Source organism: Brevibacterium sp. BRM-1 (assembly GCF_026802075.1).
Lineage (GTDB): Bacteria > Actinomycetota > Actinomycetes > Actinomycetales > Brevibacteriaceae > Brevibacterium > Brevibacterium rongguiense.
On sequence record NZ_CP113788.1, the window covers coordinates 764,498 to 790,657 of the forward strand.

18 protein-coding genes and 1 pseudogene are annotated in these 26,160 nt (G+C 72.5%); 6 read left to right on the forward strand and 13 right to left on the reverse strand.

The features are described from left to right. Nucleotides 1–174: 174 nt before the first annotated feature. Nucleotides 175–498, forward strand: coding sequence for a nucleotide pyrophosphohydrolase (locus BRM1_RS03350; RefSeq protein ID WP_160953474.1), 324 nt, complete (start codon nucleotides 175–177; stop codon nucleotides 496–498). Then, on the forward strand, nucleotides 485–2,239 hold the full coding sequence (locus tag BRM1_RS03355; RefSeq protein WP_160953473.1) for a DUF2075 domain-containing protein: 1,755 nt from the start codon (nucleotides 485–487) through the stop codon (nucleotides 2,237–2,239). Before BRM1_RS03350 ends, BRM1_RS03355 begins: the two co-directional genes overlap by 14 nt. Here BRM1_RS03355 and BRM1_RS03360 read toward each other — a convergent pair. From BRM1_RS03360 to aspS, 3 genes and pseudogenes are all read right to left on the reverse strand, one after another. Next, nucleotides 2,222–3,814, reverse strand: coding sequence for an FGGY family carbohydrate kinase (locus BRM1_RS03360; RefSeq protein ID WP_268528192.1), 1,593 nt, complete (start codon nucleotides 3,812–3,814; stop codon nucleotides 2,222–2,224). The genes BRM1_RS03355 and BRM1_RS03360 overlap by 18 nt on opposite strands. A gap of 562 nt (nucleotides 3,815–4,376) precedes the next feature. Next, nucleotides 4,377–5,741, reverse strand: a pseudogene (locus BRM1_RS03365) (replication-associated recombination protein A); the annotation flags it as partial. Nucleotides 5,742–5,747: 6 nt separating this feature from the next. Next, on the reverse strand, nucleotides 5,748–7,529 hold the full coding sequence (aspS, locus tag BRM1_RS03370) for an aspartate--tRNA ligase (protein ID WP_268528195.1): 1,782 nt from the start codon (nucleotides 7,527–7,529) through the stop codon (nucleotides 5,748–5,750). A gap of 141 nt (nucleotides 7,530–7,670) precedes the next feature. On the opposite strand from aspS, the gene BRM1_RS03375 reads away from it, so the two are divergent. Continuing rightward, nucleotides 7,671–8,039: an ArsR/SmtB family transcription factor gene (locus BRM1_RS03375; RefSeq protein WP_160953546.1), complete on the forward strand. Its 369-nt coding sequence runs from the start codon at nucleotides 7,671–7,673 to the stop codon at nucleotides 8,037–8,039. Between the two features lie 449 nt (nucleotides 8,040–8,488). Further along, nucleotides 8,489–10,825, forward strand: coding sequence for a hypothetical protein (locus BRM1_RS03380; RefSeq protein ID WP_268528198.1), 2,337 nt, complete (start codon nucleotides 8,489–8,491; stop codon nucleotides 10,823–10,825). A 137-nt stretch (nucleotides 10,826–10,962) separates the two neighbouring features. Here the strand turns inward: BRM1_RS03380 and hisS are convergent, their stop codons facing one another. Together hisS and BRM1_RS03390 are read right to left on the reverse strand one after the other, a co-directional pair. Then, nucleotides 10,963–12,312, reverse strand: a complete 1,350-nt coding sequence (hisS, locus tag BRM1_RS03385; protein WP_268528200.1) for a histidine--tRNA ligase — start codon at nucleotides 12,310–12,312, stop codon at nucleotides 10,963–10,965. An 89-nt stretch (nucleotides 12,313–12,401) separates the two neighbouring features. Continuing rightward, nucleotides 12,402–13,085: an MBL fold metallo-hydrolase gene (locus tag BRM1_RS03390; protein ID WP_268528203.1), complete on the reverse strand. Its 684-nt coding sequence runs from the start codon at nucleotides 13,083–13,085 to the stop codon at nucleotides 12,402–12,404. A 243-nt stretch (nucleotides 13,086–13,328) separates the two neighbouring features. Here BRM1_RS03390 and BRM1_RS03395 point away from each other — a divergent pair, with 243 nt between their 5' ends. Both BRM1_RS03395 and BRM1_RS03400 read left to right on the forward strand, forming a co-directional pair. Further along, nucleotides 13,329–15,404, forward strand: a complete 2,076-nt coding sequence (locus tag BRM1_RS03395; RefSeq protein WP_268528206.1) for a DUF349 domain-containing protein — start codon at nucleotides 13,329–13,331, stop codon at nucleotides 15,402–15,404. Between the two features lie 95 nt (nucleotides 15,405–15,499). After that, entirely contained in the window at nucleotides 15,500–16,159 is a 660-nt protein-coding gene (locus BRM1_RS03400; protein ID WP_268528209.1) for a hypothetical protein, read from the forward strand. Here BRM1_RS03400 and BRM1_RS03405 read toward each other — a convergent pair. From BRM1_RS03405 to BRM1_RS03440, 8 genes are all read right to left on the reverse strand, one after another. After that, a complete protein-coding gene (locus BRM1_RS03405; RefSeq protein ID WP_160953540.1) occupies nucleotides 16,146–18,458 on the reverse strand; it encodes a RelA/SpoT family protein in 2,313 nt (770 codons plus the stop codon). The genes BRM1_RS03400 and BRM1_RS03405 overlap by 14 nt on opposite strands. A 240-nt stretch (nucleotides 18,459–18,698) precedes the next feature. Beyond that, on the reverse strand, nucleotides 18,699–19,718 hold the full coding sequence (gene secF, locus BRM1_RS03410; protein WP_268528215.1) for a protein translocase subunit SecF: 1,020 nt from the start codon (nucleotides 19,716–19,718) through the stop codon (nucleotides 18,699–18,701). Between the two features lies 1 nt (nucleotide 19,719). Beyond that, nucleotides 19,720–21,819, reverse strand: coding sequence for a protein translocase subunit SecD (gene secD, locus BRM1_RS03415; RefSeq protein ID WP_268528218.1), 2,100 nt, complete (start codon nucleotides 21,817–21,819; stop codon nucleotides 19,720–19,722). A 43-nt stretch (nucleotides 21,820–21,862) separates the two neighbouring features. Next, nucleotides 21,863–22,837, reverse strand: coding sequence for a preprotein translocase subunit YajC (gene yajC / locus BRM1_RS03420; protein WP_268528220.1), 975 nt, complete (start codon nucleotides 22,835–22,837; stop codon nucleotides 21,863–21,865). Nucleotides 22,838–22,937: 100 nt separating this feature from the next. Further along, the gene (gene ruvB / locus BRM1_RS03425; RefSeq protein ID WP_268529684.1) at nucleotides 22,938–23,933 is read right to left on the reverse strand and encodes a Holliday junction branch migration DNA helicase RuvB; all 996 of its coding nucleotides are present in this window, start codon (nucleotides 23,931–23,933) and stop codon (nucleotides 22,938–22,940) included. Nucleotides 23,934–23,995: 62 nt separating this feature from the next. Then, nucleotides 23,996–24,595 carry a Holliday junction branch migration protein RuvA gene (ruvA, locus tag BRM1_RS03430; protein WP_160953537.1) on the reverse strand — a complete coding sequence of 200 codons (600 nt, stop codon included), beginning with the start codon at nucleotides 24,593–24,595 and terminating at the stop codon, nucleotides 23,996–23,998. 142 nt (nucleotides 24,596–24,737) lie between these two features. After that, entirely contained in the window at nucleotides 24,738–25,337 is a 600-nt protein-coding gene (ruvC, locus tag BRM1_RS03435) for a crossover junction endodeoxyribonuclease RuvC (protein ID WP_160953536.1), read from the reverse strand. Between the two features lie 8 nt (nucleotides 25,338–25,345). After that, complete coding sequence (locus BRM1_RS03440) at nucleotides 25,346–26,104, reverse strand: YebC/PmpR family DNA-binding transcriptional regulator (protein ID WP_160953535.1); 759 nt, start codon at nucleotides 26,102–26,104, stop codon at nucleotides 25,346–25,348. Nucleotides 26,105–26,160 lie beyond the last annotated feature (56 nt).

Consider the following 26,160-nt stretch of genomic DNA (forward strand, 5'->3'; position numbering starts at 1 on the left):
CGACCGCCTTTAGGGTGCAGGCACAACAGCAGACAACTCTACCCTCCGAGGTGTGCGGCGGCAAACGGGCACGGGCGCGCGCAGTATGCGTGCACGGCGGACGGTCATGCGGGTTTCTGCGCGAGCCGCTGCGCGCCGGGCCGGGGCTTCGCGCGCTGCCAGTAGCATGGCCGAATGGACGATGGCGAGGACATCCGCGCTGCCCTGCGCGCCTTCATGGCCGCGCGGGAGTGGCAGCAGTTCCACACCCCGGCCAATCTCGCGAAGTCGGTGAGCATCGAGGCCGGTGAATTGCTCGAGTGCTTCCAGTGGGACGAGGAGCCCGACGCCGGCCGCGTGCGCGAGGAGCTGGCCGATGTGCTCACCTACGCCTACCTCCTCGCCGACCGGATCGGCGAGGACCCCCAGGACCTCATCGCCCGCAAGCTCGAGGTGACAGCGGAGAAGTACCCCGTGGAGCTCTCGCGCGGGAGGAGCACGCGCTATGACCGGCTTTGAGATCGAGCAGCGCGCGTTCGGCGAGCGCGAGGTGCTGCTCCTCGCCCAGGAGGGCGGCCGGTTCGCGAACTGGCCCGTTGTCTACACGCTCGGGGACGAGCGGCGGGTGTACGTCGGGGAGACGCTGCAGGCTGCCGCGCGCATGCAGCAGCATCTGAGGAACGATGCGCGCGCCGCCCTCACGGGCATGCGGATCATCCTCGACGACACGTTCAACAAGTCCGTGTGCCTCGATCTCGAATCGTTCCTCATCCAGATGTTCGCCGGGGACCAGAAGTACGAGGTGCTCAACCGCAACATCGGCGTCGTGGACTCGGACTACTACCGCCGCGCGGACTACCAGCCGAAGTTCGACGAGGTGTTCGAGGCGCTGCGCGCCCGCGGTGCGTTCGAGCGCAGCCGCCCGGAGATCGTCAACAGCGAGATGTACAAGCTCTCGCCGTTCAAGTCCCTCAACGCGGATCAGGCAGCCGCCGTCAACGACATCGTCGAGACGCTGCTGGCATCGCTCGCACAGGGCGCCGAGAGCGAATTCGTCGTCCGCGGGGAGCCCGGCACCGGGAAGACGGTCGTCGCCGTGTACTTGCTCAAGCTGCTGAGCGATATCGCGGCCTGGGCACCCGGTGAGGAGGTCGAGGCCGACGCCGTGCACGCGGAGTTCTTCACCGCGGCGGCGCGCGCGGCCCTCACCGGCCTCACCGTGGGGTTCGTCATCCCGCAGCAGTCGCTGCGCTCCTCGGTGCGCTCGGTGTTCCGCAAGACCCCGGGGCTCGCCGCGGAGATGGTCCTCTCGCCTTTCGATGTGGGCGAGGCCGACCGGGTCTACGACCTTCTCGTGGTCGACGAGACCCATCGCCTGGGGCAGCGCGCGAATCAGGCGTCGGGGCCGGCCAACAAGCGCTTCGCCGACATCACGGCGCGCCTGTTCGGCGCCGATGACCGCTCCAAGACTCAGCTCGACTGGATCCGCGCGCGCAGCCGGCACCGGCTCCTCCTGCTCGATGAGCACCAGAGCGTCAAGCCCGCCGACCTCAGCCCCGCGGATGTCGCGAAGCTGCTCAGGACCGCACGGGACAGCGGGCGGCTGCTGCGCCTGCGCACGCAGATGCGACTCGAGGCGGCCGGCGAATACGTCGACTACGTCCGGTCGGTGCTCAGCGGGGAGGACTGCGCTCCCCGCGACTTCGGCCGGTACGACCTGCGGTTCTTCGACAGCCTGCCCGCCATGGCCGCCGCGATCGACGCCCGCGAGCGCGAGCACTCCCTGGCCCGGCTCGTGGCCGGCTTCGCCTGGCCGTGGCGCAGCAAGACCCAGCGCACGGCGATCGACATCGAAGAACCGGGCTTCCGCCGGCAGTGGAACCAGACACCGGTGGACTGGATCGGCTCGCCGACGTCGAGTGGCGAGGTGGGATCCATCCACACCGTGCAGGGGTACGACCTCAACTACGCCGGGGTCATCATCGGCCGCGACATCCGCCTGGACCCGGCCAGCGGGCGCGTCTACTTCTCCCGCCGCGACTACTTCGACAAGAAGGGCAAGGAGAACAACCGCCAGCTCGGCATCACGTACTCCGATGAGGATCTGCTGCGCTACGTCATCAACATCTACGCGGTGCTCATGAGCCGCGGGATCCTCGGCACCTACGTCTACGTCTGCGATGAGCCGCTGCGCGAGCGCCTGCGCGCCTATTTCCCGCCGGCCCCGAATAGCCCCGGTCGATCAGGCCCCTGCCCCTAGGCCAGCCAGCGCGCCGTAGAGCGCGCGGTGGGCGCGGCGGTGCTCAGCGTAGGCGGCGTGCGCGCGCTCGGCGGGCGCGATGAGCGCGCGCCCGCCGCCCCCGGGCGCCGGCGGTGCCGCCAGTGCCCCATCGGCACCCACCGCGCCGGCGGCGGCGAGCGCCGCGCCGCGCACGGCCGCGTCCTCCGTGCCGATGCGCCGCACCGGCCGGCCCGTGACGTCAGCGAGGACGCGCAGCCACGGCCCGGAGGCCGCTCCGCCGCCGGCCACCGGGAGAGTGCCTCCCGTTCCCGGCTCCAGCGCATGCGACAGCGCGAGCGCCACGCCCTCGAGGACCGCCGCGTACAGGTCGATGCCGCGCGTGGCGGCGTCCATGCCGATGACGGCGCCGCGGGCCGCCGCGTCGCGCACCGGGAAGCGCTCGCCGCGAATCGACGGCAGCGCGAGCAGGCCCGAGGGCCCGCGCCCGCGGGAGGACTCCCGCTCGGCGAGCAGAGCGTCGGCGCGCGCGGGCGAAGCGCCGTCCAGGAATGCCGCGCGCGCCCAGTCGGCGGCGCCCCCGGCGGCCAGCACGGCGCTGATCTCCAGCCTCGCCCGCGTGTCCGGCAGAGCTAAGCGGTGCGAGGCACCCTCGCGCCGAGCCGCGCCCGCCGGCGTCACCTCGGCGACCCAGCCGCTCGTGCCCAGATACGCATACCCTGCACCGGGCTGCAGGCCCACGGCGCCCAGCGTCGTGGCCGCGGCGTCGCCGGGAGCCAGGACGACGGGAATGCCGCGCGGCAGCCCCAGCAGTCCCGCGGCGCGCTCGTCCGTGCGGCCCACCAGCGCGCCCGAGGAGCCGGTCTGTTCGGGCGCTCCCGAACCGGCCGGCGCTCCTCGGCGCCCGACGCGGCCTTCGGGGCGCGTCGGCGGAGCCGCTTGGGCGAGATCGGGCAGGAGATCGAGGGACAGGCCGAGAGCGCCCGCGACGTCAGCGGACCATGCGCGGGCGGAGAGGTCGAGAAGGCCGGTGGTGGACGCTGTTGTGAGATCGCACCAGGCACCGCAGCCCAGCGCGGCCGCGAGGTAGCCCGCGGGGCCGAAGACCACGCGCTCCGTGCGGGCGAGCAGGTCCGGCTCCTCGCGCGCGAGCCTGCGCAGGGTCGCGGCGCACGACGTGGCATCCTGCTCGTTGCCCGCGATCGCCTCCCAGCGCGGCAGCAGCTCTCCCAGCGCTTGCGCATCGCCGGCCGCGCGGACGTCGGAATAGAGGATCGCCGGTGCGAGGGCGGGCACCGGGTGCGCGCCCAGCAGCACGACATCCTGCATCTGTCCCGTCAGCCCGAGCGCGATGATCTCCGCGTCCCCCGTCCGCCGGGCCGTGATGCCCGCCGAGGCGAAGCACTGCTCGCAGGCGGTGCGCGCGGCCGCCAGCCACGCAGCAGGATCCTGCTCCGCTCCGCCGCCGGGCAGCGTGCGGGTGGGGTAGGCCACGCGCCCGGAACCGCAGGCGGTGCCACGGTCGGCATCGACGAGCGCGGCCTTGACCGCGGAGGTGCCGAGGTCGAGTGCCAGCACCAGCCGGCGGACCGCCACCGTTCTACGCCTCGTCTGGCGCGTCCGCGCCGTCCTTCGGCGCCTTGCCCGGGGACTTCCGGGCCGTCCCCTTGTCCGCGGACGCGGCCTTCGCCCCTGCGGGGCTCTTCTTCGCTGCCGTCCGCTGGGCACGGGCGGCGCGCGTGGGCGCGGGTGCCTTCGCCGTGGCAGATTCCTCCGCACGTGCGGTTGCCTTCGCAGGTGCGGACCCGTTCGCGGGGGCGCCCGGCTCGGCACCAGCGTGCCGCGAGGCGGTTTCCGCTTCTGGGATCCCACCTGCCCCCGCGGTGTCCGGGACCTCCGATCCGGCCCGTGCCTCCGCCGTGCCCTGGGACTCCGCACCGGCCTGTGCCGTTGCGGTGCCCCGTGCTTCCTCGGTGCCCCGTGCTTCCTCGGCGACCGTTGCCCCTGCGGCGCCCGGCGCCTCCGCGGCCCCCGGCGGCTTCGGCGGCGACTGCGCCTCCGGCTGCGACGCTGACGACTGTCCCCCAGCGGCCCTGCCCCCAGCAGCCCCTGTCACGGCGGGGCGCTCCGCCGCGACCGCAGGGGGCGCCGGCGGCGCCTGGCCCGTGCGGATCCTCTTGATCGCGGTGAGGCGTTCGCCCATGGGGCGCTCCGCCCCGTTCGAGCCGGGGCGGTAGTACTCCGTGCCCCGCAGCGACTCCGGCAGGTACTCCTGCTCGGCGATCGAGTGCGGGTAGCTGTGCGCGTAGCGGTAGCCCTCGCCGTGCCCCAGGGCCTTCGCGCCCGGGTAGTGGGCATCGCGCAGGTGTGCGGGCACCTCGCCGGACTTGCCGGCCCGCACATCGGACAGGGCGGCCTCCAGCGCCATGTACGAGGCGTTCGACTTGGGCGCGCAGGCGAGGTAGACCACCGCCTCGGCCAGGGGGATCCGGCCCTCGGGCATGCCGATGCGCTCGACCGCGGTCTGGGCGGCCACCGCGAGCGGCAGCGCCTGCGGATCGGCCATGCCGATGTCCTCGGCGGCGGAGATGACCACGCGCCGGCAGATGAACCGGGGGTCCTCCCCCGCCGCGATCATCCGGGCCAGGTAGTGCAGGGCCGCGTCCGGATCGGAGCCGCGGATGGACTTGATGAAGGCGGAGACGACGTCGTAGTGCTGGTCGCCGGCCCGGTCGTAGCGCAGCACCGCCTGGTCCGCGGCCTGCGAGGCGAACGCCTCGGTGATGAGCGGCACCCCTGCGCCGCCCGGCTCGGCCCGCGCCTCGGCGATGCCCGCCGCGGCCTCGAGCACCGTGAGCGAGCGGCGGGCATCGCCGGAGGCGATCTGGACGAGGTAGTCGCGCGCGGCTGGCTCGAGCTCGAAGGAGCCCGCCAGGCCCCGTGGGTCGGCCATCGCCCGGTCGATGAGCGCGGCGACATCGGCGTCCTCGAGGGGCTGGAGGGTGAGCACGAGCGAACGCGAGACGAGCGGGGCGATGACGGAGAACGAGGGGTTCTCCGTCGTCGCGGCGATGAGGACGATGAGCCGGTTCTCCACGGCGGGCAGGAGGGCATCCTGCTGGGCCTTGGAGAACCGGTGGATCTCGTCGAGGAAGAGCACGGTGGTGCGGCCGTAGAGCTCGCGCTCGGAGCGCGCGTTCTCCACGACCTGGCGCACGTCCTTCACCCCCGCCGTGATCGCGGACAGCTCGACGAACCGGCGGTCGGGAGCGTGGGAGACCACGTGGGCGATCGTCGTCTTGCCCACCCCGGGAGGGCCCCACAGGATGACCGAGCTCGCCCCGGCGCGCTCGCCCGCGCTGGCCTGCGCGAGCTGCTGGAGGGGCGAGCCCGGGTATGTCAGGTGCGACTGGCCGACGATCTCGTCCATGGTCCGCGGGCGCATGCGCACGGCCAGCGGATCGAGGGCATTGGCCTGGCCGAAGCCCGGGTCGCCCTCGTCCTGCGAGAAGAGATCGGCCACCGCTGCTCAGTCCTGCTCGTCGGCCTCCGGGTCGAAGTCGACCCCGGCCTCCTTGCGCTGCTGGTCGGTGATGGGCGCCGGGGCGTCCGTGAGCGGATCGACACCGCCGCCGGACTTGGGGAAGGCGATGACGTCGCGGATGGACTCGGTGCCCGCGAGCAGGGCCACGATCCGGTCCCAGCCGAACGCGATGCCGCCGTGCGGGGGCGCGCCGAATCCGAACGCGTCGAGGAGGAAGCCGAACTTCTCCTGCGCGTCCTCCTCGCTGATGCCCATGACGTCGAACACGCGCTTCTGCACGTCCGGCCGGTGGATGCGGATGCTGCCGCCGCCGATCTCATTGCCGTTGCACACGATGTCGTACGCATACGCGAGCGCGCTGCCGGGATCGGTGTCGAACGCGTCCATGAACTCGGGCTTGGGGCTCGTGAACGCGTGGTGGACGGCCGTCCACTTCCCGGCGCCCACGGCCACATCGCCGGCGGCCACGGCGTCCTCGGCCGGTTCGAAGAGCGGGGCGTCGACCACCCACACGAACGACCAGGTGCCCTCCTCGATGAGCTCGCACTGCTCGGCGATCTCGCGGCGGGCCGCCCCCAGCAGGGCGCGGGCGGCGTTGCGGGTGTCCGCGGCGAAGAAGATCGCGTCGCCGGGCTTGGCGCCCGCGGCCGGGGCGAGGCCCGCCTTCTCCGCCTCGGAGATGTTCTTGGCGACCGGGCCGCCGAGCTCCCCGTCGTCGCCGACGAGCACGTAGGCCAGGCCCTTCGCACCGCGCTGGCGGGCCCAGTCCTGCCACGCGTCGAGCTTGCGCCGCGGCAGCGAGCCGCCGCCGGGGTAGACGACACAGCCCACATACGGGGCCTGGAATACGCGGAAGGGCGTGTCGGCGAAGTACTCGGTGAGCTCCGTGAGCTCGACGCCGAAGCGCAGGTCGGGCTTGTCCGAGCCGTAGCGGGCCATCGCCTCGGCGTAGGTGATCCGGTCGATGGGCGTGGTGATGTCGTAGCCCACGAGCTTCCACAGCGCCTTGAGGACGTCTTCGGCCAGGGCGATGACGTCGTCCTGCTCGACGAACGAGGCCTCGATGTCGAGCTGGGTGAATTCCGGCTGGCGGTCCGCGCGGAAGTCCTCGTCGCGGTAGCAGCGCGCGATCTGGTAGTAGCGCTCGATGCCGGCCACCTGCAGCAGCTGCTTGAACAGCTGGGGCGACTGCGGCAGGGCGTACCAGGAGCCCGGGCGCAGGCGTGCGGGCACGACGAAGTCGCGGGCGCCCTCGGGCGTGGAGCGGGTGAGCGTGGGCGTCTCGACCTCGGTGAAGCCGTGCTCGTCGAGCACCGTGCGCGCTGCACGGTTGGCGTCCGAGCGCAGCCGCATGTTGCGCGCCTGCTGCGAGCGGCGCAGGTCCAGGTAGCGGTACTTCAGGCGCGTCTCCTCGCCCACCTGGCCGGAGTCCTCCGCGTGGTCGGACACCTGGAAGGGCAGCGGCGAGGAGTCGGCGAGGATCCGCACGTCCGTGTCGACGACCTCGATGTCGCCGGTGGGCAGGGACGGGTTCGCGTTGCCCTCCGGGCGCTCGCGCACCGTGCCGGTCACCTGCACGATCGTCTCGTTGCGCAGGCGGTCCGCGTCCTGTTCGCGCACGACGACCTGGGCGATGCCCGAGGCGTCGCGCAGGTCGATGAAGGCGACGCCGCCGTGATCGCGGCGGCGGTCCACCCAGCCGGCCAGCGTGACGGCGGTGCCGACGTCCGAGCGGCGGAGCGAGCCCGCCTCATGAGTGCGAAGCACTGGGAAATCTCCTTCTGATCGGCGACGCGAACGGATGCGGATACGCGCAGGGATCCATACTAGTCGGTGGCGCGATCCCCCGCGGGCCCGCAGGGGCGCTGCGCGACCAGGAGGTGGGAGCCCGAGCAGTAGGCTGGGGCCATGAGCGACTCCGAGCGCACGGGCCGGCCGGACGTGCCCGCTGGCCTGCCCGCCGAAGTGCCGACCGACGCCCAGGTCGAGGTCGCGGCGGAGACCTTCCGGATGCTCTCCTCCTCGACGCGCCTGCGCATCGTGTGGCTGCTCGTGCACGCGGAGGCCGATGTCACCGGCCTCGCGGCGGCCTCCGGCCAGAGCGTGCAGACCGTCTCCCAGCACCTCGCCAAGATGCGGTTGGCTGGCCTCGTATCCTCGCGCAAGGAGGGCCGGCGGGTGTTCTACGTCGTCGACGATCCCCACGTCGTGGCGCTCGTCGACCAGATCTTCGACCACATCGCCCCCGACGGCTCGCTGGCCCCCGATCCCGCCTGAGCCCTGCCGAGCCCGGCACGACCCTTCCCGAGCTCGGCGGCCCTTGCCGATCGCCCCCTGGTGCAGGGCGCCCCAGGGCGCGGTGTCAGTGCGGCCGCGGGGCCGCACCCCGCTGCTGTGGGGAGCCGTCGCGCTCGCCTGCGCCGTCGCTCCCTGTTCGCGCTGTCCCTCCATGCCCTGCCAGCGGCGGCCCTCGGCGACCGCGACCGCCCTCCGCCGCAGCGGTGATGCCGACGGGCCTCGGGCGCGCATCGTGCCCACCGCGCCGGCCCACCTGCCCGTTCAGGTCGTCAGTGCACCCTTAGTAAAGTTAGACAACCCTTTGTATGTTTGCTGAGTTGTTGCTAGTCTGCCCTCAGCAGTACTTCCTCCGCCCGGGTCGCGCAGCTGCGCGGGCCACCCGAGCTGCTGACCCGCATCCGCCACTCTCAGCACTCGGAGGACATTCCGTGCATCGCATACCCTCTCCCGCGACCGGTCGCCGCCTCGGCGCCCTCAGCCTCGCCGTGGCCCTGGGCGCCGGCCTGCCGCTGGCCTCAGCTCCCGCCTTCGCGGCACCGGGCGGCCTCGCCGCCCAGGCCGCCGCCGCCACACCCAAGCCCGACTCCGGACAGGGCACGCTGAGCATCGACGGCTCGTCCGCCGTCAAGGCCGGTGGCAAGCTCACCGTCAAGGGCACCGGATTCGTGGCGAAGGACGAGCTGTCCTTCAAGCTCGACGACGGTGCCTACACCGCCAACGGCACCGACATCGTCGCGTCGGCCACCACCGACGATCAGGGGGCCTTCAGTCTCGAGTTCACGGTGCCCGGTGACGTGAGCGTCGGCGATCACTGGATCCGCGCCCTGTCCGGCAACGGCAGCCACCACGTGGCGTTCACCGTGACCGCCGCCGATTCTCCGGCGCCCGCCGCGGAGGCAACGGTCAATGCACCCGCCACCTGGTACGAGGGACAGCCGATCACGGTCACCGGCAAGAACTGGAAGAACGGCGACGGCGCCACGGGCTCCGTCGTGGCCGTCAAGCTCGACATGGGCGGCCTGAACCGGAAGTACGACCTCAAGGACCCCATCAAGGGCACGTCGCTGGGCAACAAGACGATCATGGGCGTCGCGAAGGCGAAGGACGACGGCTCCTTCTCCATCACGATCCCCTACCCCACCCTCAAGAACAGCGACACAGCCTACAAGGTGGGCGACAAGCCGTCCTTCACCTTCCTGTCGGGCTCCATGCAGGCCGGCGACCCGGTGCGCTCGCTGGCGGCGGAGACCGAGGTCGCGCCCTCACCCGCACTCCACACCGATGAGCTGACCGTCAGCCAGTCCGCCGTCACCGACGTCCCGCTCACGCAGGGCACGGACCCGGCGACGGCCAAGGTGGCCGGCAAGGAGACGTCCGTGGTCCGCGGCCTGTACCAGACGGCCTACTCGAAGAAGCACGGCTCGATCTACGCCGCCGCCGTGGGGCGCCCGCCGGTCAAGGACTCCGCCCTCGTCAAGCTCAACGCGGACACGCTCGAGGTGGAGAAGGCCATCGCACCGCCCGTCGACCCGACGGAGGAGGGTGAGAAGGCGGGCGCCCGCTACGCCGCCTACGGCGTGAGCGCCGACGATGCGAACAACCGCGTGTGGGTGACCAACACGCGCCAGAACACCGTTGCCGTCTACGATGCCGACACCCTGGCCCTCGTCAAGCAGTTCCCGAAGGGCGCGACGCCGCATTCGCGCGACGTCCTGGCCGATGCCGCGAGCGGCAAGGCCTTCGTGTCGAACAACTCCGGTCAGTCGATCTCCGTCTTCGACGGCAAGACGCTCGAGCAGCAGGACGATATCGCCCTGCGCGACGGCTTCAAGCCCATGTCGCTCAAGGTCGTGGGCTCGACCCTCTACACGACGGACATCGGCTCGCCCACGATCACGAAGATCGACACGAAGACGCACAAGGTCACCTACCTCGACATCCCGGCCAAGCTGGAGAGCGCCTCGGGCATCGACGTGGACCCTGCCAGCGGGACCATCGCGGTGGCCGGCCAGGCCGGCAGCGCGAACGTCGTCCTCCTCGACAAGGACGGCAAGCTTCTCAAAGAGATCGCCGTCGCAGGCCCGGCGAACGAGGAGGGCGACGCAACGGCCGGCGGTTCGCTGAGCGTCGCATTCGATGCGGTCAACAAGTGGTTCTACGTGGCCAACCGGACCGCGAACTCCATCACCGTGTACGACACGGACGGCAACCTCGTCCAGACACTCGACAGCGGCAAGTTCGCCAACCACGTCCAGGCCGACGGCCGGGGCAATGTCTACGCCGTCAACAAGGGCGGCGCGCGCACCACGGCCACCGATGGCACCGCCGCGCGGGCCGCGGAGCCGGACCTGCGCGACTACGTGCAGAAGTTCACCGGTCCGGCCGTGCCCACGCCGGATCCGACCGAGCCGACGGAGGCGCCCACGTCGGATCCGACGGATCAGCCGACCACGGATCCGACGGCCGAGCCCACCGCGGATCCGACCGGCGAGCCGACGGACGGGTCCTCGCAGCAGCCCTCGGACAGCCCGTCCGACGACGGCAAGGACGACGGCAGCGGTGACACCGGCTCCGGGGACGACGGCGACAATGGGAGCGGTGACAACGGCTCCGATGACAACGGCAGCGGGGACAACGGCTCCGGCGGCAGCCTGCCGCGCACCGGCGCCGCCGTCGGCGCGGCCGTCTCCGCGGGTGCCGCGCTCATCCTCGTGGGCGGGGCCGCGGTGACCATCACGCGCCGGCGCACGGGCTCCCGGAAGTGAGGCCGCGCCCCCTCCGGCATGGACCGGAGGGGGCGGTCGCACCCGGGGAACCGACGGCAGGGCCCCGCAGCGCATGCGCTGCGGGGCCCTGCGGCTGTCGCGGCCCGGTATACCTCGCCATGGTGGCCGGTCGGGTGTCAGGCGCCCTCTGCGGTTCCCACGACGCGCGGCCACAGGTCGGCGGCCGGCGGTGCCCAGAGCTCCGGGTCCGCGCCCACCTGCTCACCGGAGCGGATGTCCTTGACCTCGTGGCCCGTCTCGCCGTCGGTGAACCACACGAACGGGATGCCGCGCCGGTCGGCGTACTTGATCTGCTTGCCGAACTTCGCGGCCTGCGGTGCGACATCGGCGGGAATGCCCCGGGTGCGCAGGGCGTAGGCGACGTCGTCGGCCCGCGCGCGGTGGGCCTCGTCGGTGACCGCGATGAGGACCGCGGTGGGAACGGACCGCGTGGCGGCCAGCAGCCGGTGCTCCGAGCCCGCAAGGCGGGACATGAGCCGCGAGACCCCCACGGACATGCCGACGCCGGGGTAGACGCGCTTGTCGGTCTTCGCCAGCGCGTCGTAGCGCCCGCCGGATGCGACCGAGCCGATCGACTCGTGGCCCACGAGCTGGGTCTCGTAGACGGTGCCCGTGTAGTAGTCGAGTCCCCGGGCGATCTTCAGCTGGGCCACGACGCTGCCCGGGCTGATCCGGTTGGCCGAGTCGAGCAGCCGTGCCAGCGCGTCGAGGCCCTCGTCGAGCAGCGGGTCGCTGACGCCCAGCGCGCGCACCTCGTCGGCGAAGGCCGAGGTGTCGGCCTCGATGGCGGCCAGCGCCAGGCACAGCCGCTGCTGCTGTGCGTCCGCACCCGCCTCCTCGGCCAGGAGCTCGGCCACGCGGGCGGGGCCGACCTTGTCGTACTTGTCGATGCAGCGCAGCACCGCCGCGATGTCGTCCAGCCCGATGCCGCGGGCGAAGCCCTCGAGCAGCTTGCGGTTGTTGGCGAGGATGCGCACCGGCGGGACGCCCAGGGAGCGCAGCGCCTCGAACGCCTGCACGATGACCAGCGGGATCTCCACCTCGAAGTGCTCGGCGAGCGAGTCCTCGCCGATCACATCGATATCGGCCTGGATGAACTCGCGATAGCGCCCGTCCTGGGGGCGCTCCCCCCGCCAGACGGGCTGGATCTGGTAGCGCTTGAACGGGAAGTCCAGCCGGCCGGCGTTCTCCGTGACGTAGCGCGCGGTGGGCACCGTGAGATCGAAGTGCAGGCCCAGGGGGTTCTTCTCGTCGCCCTCGGCGTGCAGGCGGCGCACGGCGAAGATCTCCTTGTCGATTTCCCCGTCCTTGGCGAGGGCGCTCAGCGGCTCGACGGCGCGGGTGTGGATCGCCGCGAAGCCGTTGAGCTCGAACGTGTGCTTGAGCAGGTCGATGACCCGCTCCTCGACGATGCGATCGGCGGGCAGCCATTCGGGGAAGCCGGACAGCTTCGCTGCGGGGGCCATGGTGCTCCTCAGGTGGTAGCGGGGGTGAGACGGCGTCGGGCGGCGCCCTGGCGGGCCCGCGGTCAGAACGTGGGGCCAGAACGGCGGGGTCAGAAGAAGGGGTTGGCCTGCAGCTCGTGGCCGAGGGTGCTGGCGGGCCCGTGGCCGGGGAGCACGGGCAGGCTGCCCGGCTGCTGGCGCGCTCGGATGGCGGCAAGCGTGGCCTGCATGGCCGACTGGTCCGAGCCGGGCAGGTCCGTGCGCCCGATCGAGCCTGCGAAGAGGACGTCGCCGGTGAAGAGGACGTCCGCTGGGCCCTCGGCCGCGGCGGGATCGTGGACGTCGTAGAGCGTCGAGCCCTCGGTGTGCCCCGGTGCGGTCGTCGCCGAGATCTCCAGCCCGGCCAGCTCCAGGCGCGCGGCGTCCGCCACCGTCTGCGCCTCGGGCGCCTCCCAGCCGCGCACGAACTCGCCCAGCAGCGGGGCCAGCTGCTCGGACAGGGTGGCCGCGGGATCGACGAGGCGGTAGTGGTCCGCGGCGCCGATGTAGACGGGCACCCGCCAGCGCCCGGCGTAGGACGGCAGGCCCAGGATGTGATCCGGGTGTCCGTGGGTGAGGAGGACTGCGACGGGCCGCCAGCGCAGGTCCGCCAGCGCGGCCTCGAGGTCCGGTCCGGCGTCCAGGCCCGCATCGATGAGGACGCACGGGCGCGGGCCGTCACCGGCATTCGCCTCCGACGCCACGGCGTAGCAGTTGACGCCCAGCAGCTCCGCGGTGGCCGAGATGATCTCCATGCCCGCCAGTCTAATCGGGGGCGGGCGGCGGCCGCCCGGTGGTGGGGCGGCCGGCCCTTGGGTGGCGGGGCTGCCGAACCGCGACGACGGGCTGCCGAACCGGGGTGGCGGAGCCGCCCGCCCGCATCCGCGAGCACGCGGGCCGGCCAGCCGGATTGTCGATATGCTGGAGGGGTCACAACCCGACGACCGAGTGATCCGCCGCGCCCGCGCCGGATTCGACCGGCACATGAGAAGGCAACCATGACTGACTCGCCCGCATCCCCCACGCACGCAAGCTCGGCGGACGGCCACGACGCCGCCGCCGAGGCCCCCGGCAGCGCCGCGGCACCCGAGGCATCCGCCGCCGCGCAGGAAGGCCCCGCACAGCAGGGCGCGGCCCAGGCGACGCCCGCGGCTCCGGTGCCCGCTGGGGAGCAGCCGGCCCCGGCCGCGACGCCCGCGGCTCCGGTGCAGGAGCACTCGGCTGCGGCCTCCGAGCAGCTGGCCCCGGCCGGCGCGAGCACCGACCCCACGGCCCCGGTGGCCGTTGACGGAGCGGACTCGGCGGCGCCCGAGCAGGCTGCGCCCAAGCAGGGTGCGGCCGGTGCATCGACGGCAGGGGAATCGGCGACCTCGGAATCGGCGCAGGAGGCCGCGGCCCCCGAGGCACAGGGGCCTGCAGCCGCGCCCGCTGCCAGCGCAGTGGTGAACGGCGCCGGTGAGACGGCGAGCGACACCGGTGCGGTGGCGAACGGCGCCGAGGGCGCGCCCGCTGCCGAGGCGCAGCCGGCGCCGGCTCCCACCGCCGAACCGGCACCCACCACCGGTTCCGCCAGCTCCACCGGCTCCGCCAGCACCGCCGAGTCGAGTGGGACCGCCGAGTCGAGTGGCACCAGCGAGTCGACCGCGCCCACGAACCCCGCACCCGCGAAGCCCGCGGCGGCCAAGCCCGCGCCCAAGCCCGTTCCGAGGCCCGGCGCGGTGCCGCGCCCGGCCCCCCGCCCCTCGGGCGCGGTGGGTGCTCCCCCGGCGGGCCGGCCGGCCAACGCGGCCCCCGCAGCGCCCGCTCGAGACCGCAGCGCGGAGATCGAGGCGGCGAAGGCACACGGACGCGTGGACGAGTCGCAGACCGTCTTCGTCACCGTCGACGGTGCGGAGCGCGAGGTCGGACAGTACCCGGATGCCGGTGCGGACGGTGCGCTGGCGTACTTCGCGCGCAAGTTCCTCGACCTCACCGATGCCGCCGAGCTGCTGGCCGAGCGACTGGCGGCCGGGGCGAACGGCGAGTCCGTGCGGCAGACGGCCCAGAAGCAGCGCGAGGCGCTGGCCGAGGCCAAGGCCGTCGGCGATTTCGCGGCCCTCGAGGCCCGCCTGCGGGAGATCGAGGCGCAGGCCGCCGCGGTGCGCACCGAGCAGACCGCCGCCCAGAACGCCGCCCGCGAGGAGGGCCTCGCCGCCCGCAGCGCGATCGCGGACGAGGCCGAGCAGATTGCCGGCACGGACCCGGCGCGCGTGCAGTGGAAGAACTCGGGTGCGCGCATGCGCGAGCTCTTCGAGGAGTGGAAGCGCCTGCAGTCATCCACCCCCAAGCTGCCGCGCAGCCAGGACCAGGAGCTGTGGGGCCGCTTCTCGAAGGCCCGCAACACGTTCGACAAGCACCGCCGCGAGTTCTTCGCCGACCTCGACAAGCGCAACGCCGAGGGCAAGAAGGCCAAGCAGAAGCTCGTCGCCGAGGCCGAGGCGCTCTCCGCCTCGACCGACTGGCGGGAAACCTCCGCGAAGTACCGCGACCTCATGGACCGCTGGAAGGCCGCGCCGCGCGCCGGGCGCAAGGACGACGACGCGCTGTGGGCGAAGTTCCGCGCCGCCCAGGACGTGTTCTTCGCCGCCCGCTCGAAGAAGGACGAGGAGGTCGACGCCGAGTACGCACAGAACCTTGTGCGCAAGGAGGAGCTGCTCGCCCAGGCCAGGGCCCTGCTGCCCATCACGGACCCCACCCAGGCCAAGGCCCGGCTGCGGACCATCCAGGACGAGTGGGAGGACGCGGGCAAGGTGCCCCGCGCGGCCATGGGGCGCATGGAGGGCGGCCTGCGCGAGGTCGAGAAGGCCCTGGCGGCCGCGGAGAACGAGCAGTGGCGCAAGACCAACCCGGAGACGAAGGCCCGCACCTCCGGCATGCTCTCCCAGCTCGAGGAGCAGCTCGCGCAGCTGCGCGCGCTGGTCGAGCAGGCCCGCGCCTCGGGCGACGGCGCCGCGCTCGCCCGCGCCCAGGAGGCGCTCGATACGAAGCAGGCCTGGTACGAGCAGCTGGCGAAGACCGCCCAGGAAATGGGCTGAGGCCAGCCGCTGCAGCACCGCCGCCGGGCCCCGCCGTCATCCACAGGTGACGGCGGGGCCTTCCGCTTTCGGCGCCGGCTCGCCACGCTGGTCGGATGACCCAGCTGCTGCGCCCCGGCGAACCCCTGCCGTACTCCGAGCTCATGGGGCTCACGCTCGACGGGGTGCTGGTGCGGCTGACCCCGCGGTGCTGGGTGCCCGCGGGCGCGGTGGTCGACCCGGAGCTGCGCATCCGCGCCCTGGGCCCGCCGCCCCGCCGCGGCCTCGTCTACTCCCACGCGAGCGCGCACTGGGTGTGGTGGGGTGCCGGGACGGGCCCCGCCGTGGACGAGCTCACGACGCGCACCCGCCGCCGGCTGCGCACCCAGCCGCCCGGCTGCAGCGTCTTCGAGCGCACGGTGGGCCCGGAGGACACGGCGGAGCTCGCGGGGCTGCCGCTCACCGCCGGGCTGCGCACCCTCTACGACGAGGCCGTGCGGATCGTGGCCGAGCCGCCCGCGCCCCCGGCCGGAGGAGACGCCGGCGGGGCCAGCGACGCGGGCAGTGGTACCGGGAGCGCCGACACCGGGGCCGCGGCCTTGCGGGCGGCTTGGGCCCATGCCCTGCGGGAGCTGCTCCGGGATGTGCCGGCGGGCCAGGTGGAGGCGTTCGCCGCGCTCGTCGGCGCCCAGCGCGGCCGCCCGCACCTGGGGCGCGTGCGCGCGGCGCTCAGCGGGGCGCGCGGGCGGCCGCCGGCCGAGCTCAGCCACCCGTGATGCGGTAGACGTCGAAGACGCCGTCGACCTTGCGCACCGCGCTGAGCACGGTGTCGAGGTGGCTGGCATCGCCGATCTCGAAGACGAACTTCGACTGGGCCACGCGCGCACGGGAGGTGGCGACGGAGGCGGAGAGGATGTTCACGTGGGTCTCGCTCAGCACCTTCGTGATGTCGGAGAGCAGGCCCGCGCGGTCGAGCGCCTCAACCTGGATCTGGACGAGGTAGACGCCGCTGGCCTTCTGGACCCACTCGACGTCGACGATGCGCTCGGGCTCGCGCTCGAGGCTCGCGACGTTCGTGCAGTCGGTGCGGTGGACGGACACCCCGGCGCCCCGGGTGACGAAGCCGATGATCTCGTCGCCCGGCACCGGGGTGCAGCAGCGGGCGAGCTTGACGAGGATGTCATCGGCGCCCTTGACGCGCACCCCGTCCGTCGACGAGTGGTGGCCGCGCGACTTGCCGGCGCGGTTGGTCGGCGGCAGCTCCGTGACGGCATCGGCCTCGTCCTCCCCCGCCACCTCCTTGGCGAGCAGGTCCACGATGTGCGCGGCGGAGACCGTCCCGTTGCCGATCTGGGCGTAGAGCGAGGAGACGTCCGGCTGGTGCTGGTGGGAGGCGACGAGCTGGAGCGCCTCCTGGCTCATGAGCCGCTCGGCGGACAGGTGGTGGCGGCGCATGGCGCGGGCGAGCTGCTCGCGGCCGTTCTCGATCGCCTCCTCGCGGCGCTCCTTGGAGAACCACTGGCGGATCTTGTTGCGCGCCCGGGGCGAGGCGACGAAGGACAGCCAGTCGCGGCTGGGGCCCGCGTTCTCGTCCTTGGAGGTGAAGACCTCGACGACATCGCCGTTCTTGAGCTTCGTGTCGAGCGTGAGCAGGCGGCCGTTGACCCGTGCGCCCATCGTCTTGTGGCCCACCTCGGTGTGCACGGCGTAGGCGAAGTCCACGGGTGTCGAATCCGCCGGCAGGGTGATGATGTCGCCCTTGGGCGTGAAGGCGTAGACGTCCTGCGAGTTGACCTCGTAGCGCAGGTTGTCGAGGAACTCGTCGGGGTCGGAGACCTCGCGCTGCCAGTCGAGCAGCTGGCGCAGCCATGCGACCTGGTCGACCTCGCCGGAATCGCCCACCTTGGCCGTGCGCTTGCCCGCGGCGTTGAGCGCCTGCGGGTTCGCGCTCCCCCGGTCCTTGTATTTCCAGTGCGCCGCGACGCCGAACTCGGCGCGCCGGTGCATCTCGAGCGTCCGGATCTGGATCTCCACGGGCTTGCCGTACGGGCCGATCACGGTCGTGTGCAGGCTCTGGTACATGTTGTACTTGGGCATCGCGATGTAGTCCTTGAACCGCCCGGCCACCGGGGACCAGCGGGCGTGGACGAGCCCGAGGACCGCGTAGCACTCGCGCACCGACTCGACGAGCACGCGCACGCCCACGAGGTCGTAGATGTCGGCGAACTCGTGGCCGCGGACCACCATCTTCTGGTAGATCGAGTAGTAGTGCTTGGGCCGCCCGGAGATGTGGGCGGTGATCGAGGACTCCGCGAGCTCCTCGTTGAGCTCCTTGGACACGATGCCCAGGTACTTCTCCCGCTCGGGCGTGCGCTCGGCAACGAGCCGCACGATCTCCGAGTACACCTTGGGGTGGAGGACCTGGAACGAGAGGTCCTCGAGCTCCCACTTGATCGTATTCATGCCCAGCCGGTGCGCGAGCGGGGCGAAGATGTCCAGCGTCTCGCGGGCCTTGCGCTCCGACGAGGCGGCCGGCACGTACTTCCAGGTCCGCGCGTTGTGGAGGCGGTCGGCGAGCTTGATGACGAGCACGCGGATGTCGCGCGACATCGCGACGATCATCTTGCGCACGGTCTCCGACTGCGCCGCCTGGCCGTACTCGATCTTGTCGAGCTTCGTCACGCCGTCGACCATGACGGCGACCTCCTCGCCGAACTCGTCGGTGAGCTGGGCGAGGCTGTAGTCGGTGTCCTCCACCGTGTCGTGGAGCAGTGCGGCGGCCAGGGTCACCGGCGTCATGCCGATCTCCGCGAGAATCGTCGCCACGGCGACGGGATGCGTGATGTAGGGGTCCCCGCTCTTGCGCATCTGGCCGCGGTGGTGCTTCTCCGCCACCCGGTAGGCGCGCAGGATGATGTCGACGTCCGCGCGCGGGTGGTTGTACTCGACGGCCTGGAGCAGGGGGCCCAGCGCCTGCGGGTACTGGGGGCTGTGCTGGCTGCGGGCGGTCCAGAAGGCCAGGCGGGAGATTCCGCGCGGGCGCCGGCCCGCGATGCCCTCGGTCTGCTCGGCCATCGTGCCCCCTTCGTTCGGTTGTCCCATCGTACAAGGGACCTGGTGGGCCGCTGCACGGCCGCACCGGCGGGAACTGACCGCACCCGGTGGAACCGGCGGGGCCAGCGCGGACGGCGGGGCCAAAGGGGCCGCTGGGCCAACTGGGGCCTGCGGGGCCAATGGGCCCGCCAGGGCCAGCGGGGCGGATGAATGCGCGCGCCCACCGCACCGGTCGGCGCGGTGGGCGGCGGGAGCCCGGGCTCAGGCCTTCGCGTGCTCCGGGGCGCGGTCGGGCAGCCCGTGCTCGCGACGGTACTCGAGCACGCGGGCCTCCTGCTCGCGCACCGCCTTCTCGCGGCTGCGCAGCACCGCGTAGAGCGGCGAGGCGACGAACAGCGTCGAGGCGGCGGCGACGATCGTGCCGACGAACAGCGACAGCGAGATGTCCGTGAGCGTGCCGGCGCCCAGCAGGAATACGCCGATGAAGAGGATCGCGCCGATCGGCAGGGCGGCGATCGCGGTCGTGTTGATCGAGCGCACCGTCGTCTGGTTGATGCCCAGGTTGACGAGCTCGGCGAACGTCGCGGTGCGGTTGTCCTTGAAGTTCGCGGTGTTCTCGCGGATCTTGTCGAAGACCACGACCGTGTCGTAGAGGGAGAAGCTGAGCACGGTGAGGAAACCGATGATGGCCTCCGGGGTGACCTCGAAGCCCGTGATCGCGTAGATGCCCATCGTGAGGAGCATGACGAAGACGAGGCCCACGATCGCGGCCACGGACATCTTCCACGTCCGGAAGTACAGCGCCATGACGACCATCGCGATCGCCACGAAGATGACGAGCGCCCGGATCATCTTGTTCGTCACGTCGTGGCCCCACTGCGGGCCGATGAACGTGGAGGTCACATCGGAGTTCTGCACCTTGAACGTGCTGATGAGCGACTCGCGGACCTGCTGCATCTGGTCATCGGTGAGCTGGCGGGTGTCGATCTTGAGCGAGGAGTCCGAGGTGGGCACGACCGTGGGGTCGGCATCCGGGACCGCCTTGTTGACCGTGGTGGCCGCATCGGCCGTCATCGAGGCGGCCGGGACGTTGGCCAGCTGGAACTCCGAGCCGCCGCGGAACGCGATGCCCAGGTTGAAGCCGCCGCCCAGCACCGGCACGAGGGCGGAGAGGATGGCGAGCAGGAGCGCGATGGACAGCCAGAGCTTGGCCTTGCCGACGTAGGGGATCGAGCGGGCACCGGAGTGCAGGTCATTGCCCCATGCGAAGAACCGCTTCATCTCAGGAGTCCTTCCCCTCGTCGTCGGCGAGCAGGCCGTCGTCGTCGGCCCCCGCCTGCCGCTGCGCCTTGCGCTCGGCCAGGCTCAGGCCCGCGCCCGAGGCGCCGCCCGCCCGGTCGCGCTTCTTCGGCTTGCCGCGCTCCTTCTGCCGCGGCTGCTGCGCGCTGGCCCGTTCGGCAGGCGCCGCGGTGCGCTCCGCGGGCTCGGCCGGCGCCGACGTGGCCCCGCGGTCCTTGAGCGCGGTGGTCGAGCCCGCGGACTCGCCCGAACGGCGATCGGCGGCGGCCTGGCGCTTCTTGGCCTCCCGGTACGATCCGCCGGACTTCGACGAGGCGCGCGCGGCATCGAGGTCGAGGTTGAGCGCACCCCGGTAGGCGGCCTGGCTGACACCCAGCTGGCGCGGGTCCATGCCGGACATCGGGTGGCCCTCGCCGAAGAACCGCGTGCGCGCCAAAGCCTGGAGCATGGGGTGGGTGAACAGCACGACGACGAGGACGTCGACGATGACCGTGAGCCCCAGGGTGAACGCGAAGCCGCGCACGCTGCCCACCGCCAGGACGTAGAGGATGACGGCGGCGAGCATGTTGACGGCCTTCGAGGCGTAGATCGTCTTCTTCGCGCGGTCCCAGCCGACCTCCACCGCGGACAGGAGGCGCCTGCCCTCGCGCAGCTCATCGCGGACGCGCTCGAAGTAGACGATGAACGAGTCCGCGGTCATGCCGATGCCCACGATGATGCCCGCGACGCCGGCCAGCGAGAGCCGGTATCCGTAGCGCCAGGACACGAACAGCAGCAGCAGGTAGGTCAGCACGCCCGCCACCACGAGGCTGGAGACGGTCACGAGCCCCAGCACGCGGTACTGCAGGAGCGAGTAGAGGACGACGAGGCCCAGGCCGATCGCGCCGGCGAGCAGGCCCTTCTGCAGGTAGTCCGAGCCCAGGGTCGGCGAGATCTGCTCCTCGCTCTGGACCTGGAAGCTGATGGGCAGCGCGCCGTTCTTCAGCTGGCTGGCCAGCGTCTGGGCGGACTGCTCGGTGAAGTTGCCGGTGATCTGCGCGTGGCCGTCGTTGATCTGGGCCTGCGAGACCGGGGCGGAGAGCACGAGGCCGTCGAGCACGATCGCGAACTGGTTGTACGGCTGCTGCTTGTTCGTGATCTCCGTCGTGATCTGCTTGAACTGCTCGGTGCCCGTGGGGTCGAACTCCATGTTCACGGCCGGCTCGTTCGTCTGGTTGCCGGTGGACGAGGTCTGGTAGCCGAACGAGGCATCCGAGACGTGGTCGCCGGAGATCTCCACCGGGCCGAGCACGTACTTCGCGTCCCCGTCCGAGGAGCACGCGACGATGGGCTTGTCCGCCGGTCCCGCTGCGCCGCCGGTGCGGTTCTTCGGGTTCGTGCAGTCCAGCGACTGGTACTGCTTGAGGATCTCCGCGGTGGCCCAGGACTGGTCCTTCTCCGGATCGAAGACCGGCCGCTTGGCGTCGTCGCCGGTGCCCTGCTGGCCCTGCTGGGGCGCCGAGGCGCTGGCGGACGGGCTCGCCTGTCCCGTGCTCGCGGCAGCCGCCTGCGCCCGGGGCGTCACGGAGCCGCCGGCATTCGGGGTCTGCCCGTCCTGCTTGGTGAGCTCGTCGAGCTTCTTCTGGTCTTCCTTCGACAGCGAGGGGCCGGTGCTCGCCGGCGAGCTCGCCCCGTCCTGGCCCTCGACGCCCGGGGCACCGACGGCCGCCACGCGGCGGAAGGCCAGCTGGGCCGAGGAGCGCACGAGCTCGCGGGTCTGCTCGTCCGGGTTGCCGGGCAGGTTGACGATGATGTTGCGGTCGCCCTGCGTGTTGATCTCCGCCTCGCTCACGCCGGTGGAGTCCACGCGCTGGCGGATGATCGCCACCGCCTGCTGCAGCTGCTCCTTCGTCACCTGCTGGTCCTTGACCTGCGGCTCGAGGATGATCGACGTGCCGCCCTCGAGGTCGAGCGCGAGCTTGGGCGCCCACGTCGCGTTCGACCACAGGGCCCCGGCGGCGATCGCGGCCGTCAGCAGCGCGGTGATGATGGTGAGCCAGATGAAGCGCAGGCCGGGGCGCGGTCTGCTGTCGGTTGCTGCCACGTGTGTACTTTCGGTTGAGTCGAGGAGGGACGGGCGGGGGCGCTCAGCGCTTGGCGGGGCCCGCCTCCGGGTCATCGCCCACACCGGGCTCGGCGTCGCGGTCCGAGGCGTTGTCGGCATCCGTCGTCTTCTCCGCCGCCTCGGCCGCGGCCTCGGGAGCCTCCTGCTCCGCATCGGCAGCGGGCGTCCGGGCGCCGTGCTCGCCGTCGGCGTCGACGCGCGCCGGGGTCTCCGCGTCGCTCTCATCGTCGGTCTGCAGCGCAGGCTTCGGCTCGGAGGCGTCCGTGGAGAGGCTGCGGTCGGCGGGTGTGAGGTGGTCGGTGCGGTTCTCGGGCAGCTCGGTGCCCGGCGCTTCGTCCACGTCCTCGCTGTCGGCGGTGGCGGCCTCGCCGGCCTGCGCGCCCTCGGTGCCGGTCACCTGGGACTCGGCGTGCTCGTCGGCGGTGTGCTCGCCGGCGGTGGTCGCGGGCTCCGTCTCTCCGTCGGCGGCGTCGGCGCCCTTGCCGGCCCCAGCGGCCCGACCGTGGTCGTCGGGCTCGTCATCGCCGGCCGCGCCGCGGCGGGCGCGCTCGGCGTTCATCGCGTCGAGTTCGGCATCCGTGATGCGCCCCGACTCGTTGGCGTCGTCCTCGGCGTCGGCGGAGACGGGCTCGCGCTCGCCTGCGGCACTCGCCCCGGCGGCAGACGAGCCGGCGGGGGCCTCCTGCACCGCGGCGTCGTCCTTGCCCAGGTCCACGCCGCCGGCGACGGCGTCGGACTCGGGCGGCTCGATCTGGCCGATGGCCTGGCGGTGGACGACGAGGGTCGTGCCCGGGCCCGACTCGATGGTGACCTTGAGGCCGTCGTCGGAGACCTCGGTGACGGTGCCGAAGAGGCCGAAGCTCGTCATCACGCGCGCTCCGGGCACCATGTTGTTGGAGATCTGCTCCGCGCGCGCCTTCTGCTTCTTGCGCGAGTTGAACATGAAGAAGATGAGCATGGCGCCGATGGCGACGATGAAGATGAGCGTGGGATCCACGGGATCAGATGCCTTTCCAGACGGCGGATGGGCCAGGGCATTGCGAGCCGGTACCCCAGTCTAGTTGCGGTACACCTTCTTTGCGCAATCGCCGGGCGGATCAGGCCGTGGGCTCGCCCGGGGGCGTGAGGCCCAGGTGCGCCCAGCCCTCGCGGCTGGCGACGCGCCCCCGCGGCGTGCGGGAGATGAGCCCTTCGCGCACGAGGAAGGGCTCGGCGACCTCCTCGACGGTCTCGGGCTCCTCCCCCACGGAGACCGCCAGCGTCGACAGGCCCACCGGGCCGCCGTCGAAGCGCCGGCACAGCGCGCCGAGCACCGCGCGGTCGAGTCTGTCGAGGCCGCGCTCGTCGACCTCGTAGACCGTCAGCGCCGCGCGGGCCGCGGCGCGGTCCACGCGGCCGGAGCCGCGCACCTGCGCCCAGTCCCGTACGCGGCGCAGCAGGCGGTTGGCGATCCGCGGGGTGCCGCGCGAGCGCCCGGCGATCTCGACGAGCCCGGCGGGCTCGGCATCGATGCCGAGCATCGCGGCCGAGCGCCGCAGCACGGTCGTGAGGTCGTCGGCCGTGTAGAAGTCGAGGTGGCCCGTGAAGCCGAAGCGGTCGCGCAGCGGGGCGGGCAGCAGGCCCGAGCGGGTGGTGGCGCCCACGAGCGTGAATGCGGGCAGGTCGAGCGGGATCGCCGTGGCGCCCGGGCCCTTGCCGACGATGACGTCGACCCGGAAGTCCTCCATCGCGACGTAGAGCATCTCCTCCGCCGCGCGGGCCATCCGGTGGATCTCGTCGATGAAGAGCACCTCGCCCTCCTCCAGGGAGGACAGGATCGCGGCCAGGTCCCCCGCGTGCTGGACTGCGGGGCCCGCCGTGATGCGGATCTGCGCGCGCATCTCGTGCGCGACGATCATCGCGAGCGTGGTCTTGCCCAGCCCGGGCGGGCCGGAGAGCAGCACGTGGTCCGGCGCGCGGCCGCGGGCGCGCGCGGCGTCGAGCACGAGCGAGAGCTGGTCGCGCACCTGCGGCTGGCCGACGAAGTCGCCGAGGCCGCGGGGCCGCAGCGCCGCCTCCGCCTGGCGCTCGGCATCGCCGGCATCGCCGCGCATGAGCCGCTCGAGCTCGGCTCCCGTCGGGTCCTCGCCGCCGAAGTCCACCTCGTAGCCGTCGGTCACCGCTGGCCGCCCAGCGCGCGCAGGGTGGCCTTGAGCAGCTGCGGCACGCCGGCGCTGGGCTCAGCGCTGCGCGTGGCCTCGACGGCCTCGCGGGCCGCCGCCTCCTTCCAGCCCAGGCCGACGAGCGCCCCGACGACCTCATCGACCGCGGGCGCGGCACCGGGCGCGGATGCTGTGCCGGAGCCGGGGGCCGGCAGGCGGTCGAGCCGCGAGCCGAGTTCGAGCATGAGCCGGGCCGCGACCTTCTTGCCGATCCCGGGCACGCGGGTGAGCGCCGCCTCGTCGGCATCGGCGACCGCGCGGCGCAGGTCGTCCGGGCCGAGCACGGACAGCACGGCCAGTGCGAGCTTGGGGCCCACCCCGGAGATCGTCTGCAGGGTGGCGAAGACGCTGCGCTCGTCCGCGCTGTCGAAGCCGAACAGGGTCAGCGAGTCCTCGCGGACGACGAGGAAGGTGTGGATCGACAGCTCGGCGCCCAGCCGGGCCCGCGCGGCCAGGGCGGGCACGACGAAGGCCTCCCGGCCGACGCCGGCGGTCACGATGGTGAGCGAGTCCGGGCCGATGGCGCGCACGACGCCCTCGAGATAGGTGATCACGCGGTCTCCTCAGGCCTGCGGGCACAGGCGAACGAATGTACGAATACGGCCATCGTAGCGCGCCCCGGTGACATCGCGCGGGATGGGCGCGCCCGCGGGCCCGGCGGCGCAGCGCCGCAGCTCGGCGCCTCGGCCCGCTGCCTCAGCGCCGCCCGGTGCGCAGCGCCTGGGCCCACTGCTCCTGCGCGCGGGTCAGCCCCGCGCCCTGGCGGCCGGCGGCGCGGCGGGCCAGGACGTCCTTCGCGGCCCCGGGAGTGGAGGCGCCGCCCCCGGCCCCGCGCCACAGGTGGCAGATCGCCAGCGCCAGCGCATCGGCGGCATCGGCGGGCCTGGGGGCGGTCTCGAGGCGCAGGATCCGGGTGACCATGTGGGTCATCTGCTTCTTGTCCGCGCGCCCGTTGCCGGAGATCGCCTTCTTGACCTCCGATGGGGTGTGCATGCTCACGGGGATCCCGCGGCGGGCCGCCAGGCCCATCGTGAGGCCGGAGGCCTGGGCGGTACCCATGATCGTCGAGACGTCGCTGCGGGCGAAGACGCGCTCGATCGCCACGACGTCCGGCCGGTGGTCGTCGAGCCAGACCTCGAAGCGGTCGGCCAGTTCGCCCAGCCGCACGTCGACGGAGGCGTCGGCCGGCGTGCGCACCACGTCGACGGCCACGAGCCCGGGCCGGCTCACGTGCGCGGCGTCGATGACTCCCAGACCGCAGCGCGTGAGGCCGGGATCGACGCCCAGGATGCGCACGGCGCGGCTCAGTCCTCGGCTTCGAGGGCCGCGAGCACCTCGTCGGAGACGTCGGCGTTGGAGTAGACGTTCTGCACGTCGTCGCAGTCCTCGAGCGCATCGATGAGGTTGAAGACCTTGCGGGCGGTGTCCGCGTCGAGGGGCACCTCGAGGTTGGGCACGAACGAGGACTCGGCGGACTCGTAGTCGATGCCCGCCTCCTGCAGCGCGGTGCGCACCGCGACGAGGTCCGTGGCCTCGGAGAGCACCTCGTAGGTCTCGCCGCTCAGGCGCACCTCCTCGGCTCCCGCGTCGAGCGTGGCCTCGAGGATCGCGTCCTCATCGGCCTCGGAGGCGAGGACCTCGACGACGCCGCGGCGGCTGAAGTTGAACGCCACGGAGCCGGGGTCGGCCATCGAACCGCCGTTGCGGGTCACCGCGACGCGCACCTCGGAGGCCGCGCGGTTGCGGTTGTCCGTCAGGCACTCGATGAGCAGCGCGACGCCGCCCTGGGCGTAGCCCTCGTACATGATCGTCTGGTAGTCCACGGCCCCGCCGTCGAGCCCGCCGCCGCGCTTGACGGCGCGCTCGATGTTGTCGTTGGGCACGGAGGACTTCTTCGCCTTCTGCACCGCGTCGAAGAGCGTGGGGTTGCCGGCCAGGTCGGCGCCGCCGTTGCGCGCGGCGACCTCGATGTTCTTGATGAGCTTGGCGAAGAGCTTGCCGCGCTTGGCGTCGATCGCGGCCTTCTTGTGCTTCGTCGTTGCCCACTTGGAGTGACCGGACACGCATGTCTCCTTAGCGTTGGCGGTGAGGGACGGGGAGTCTTAGGCACACCAGTCTA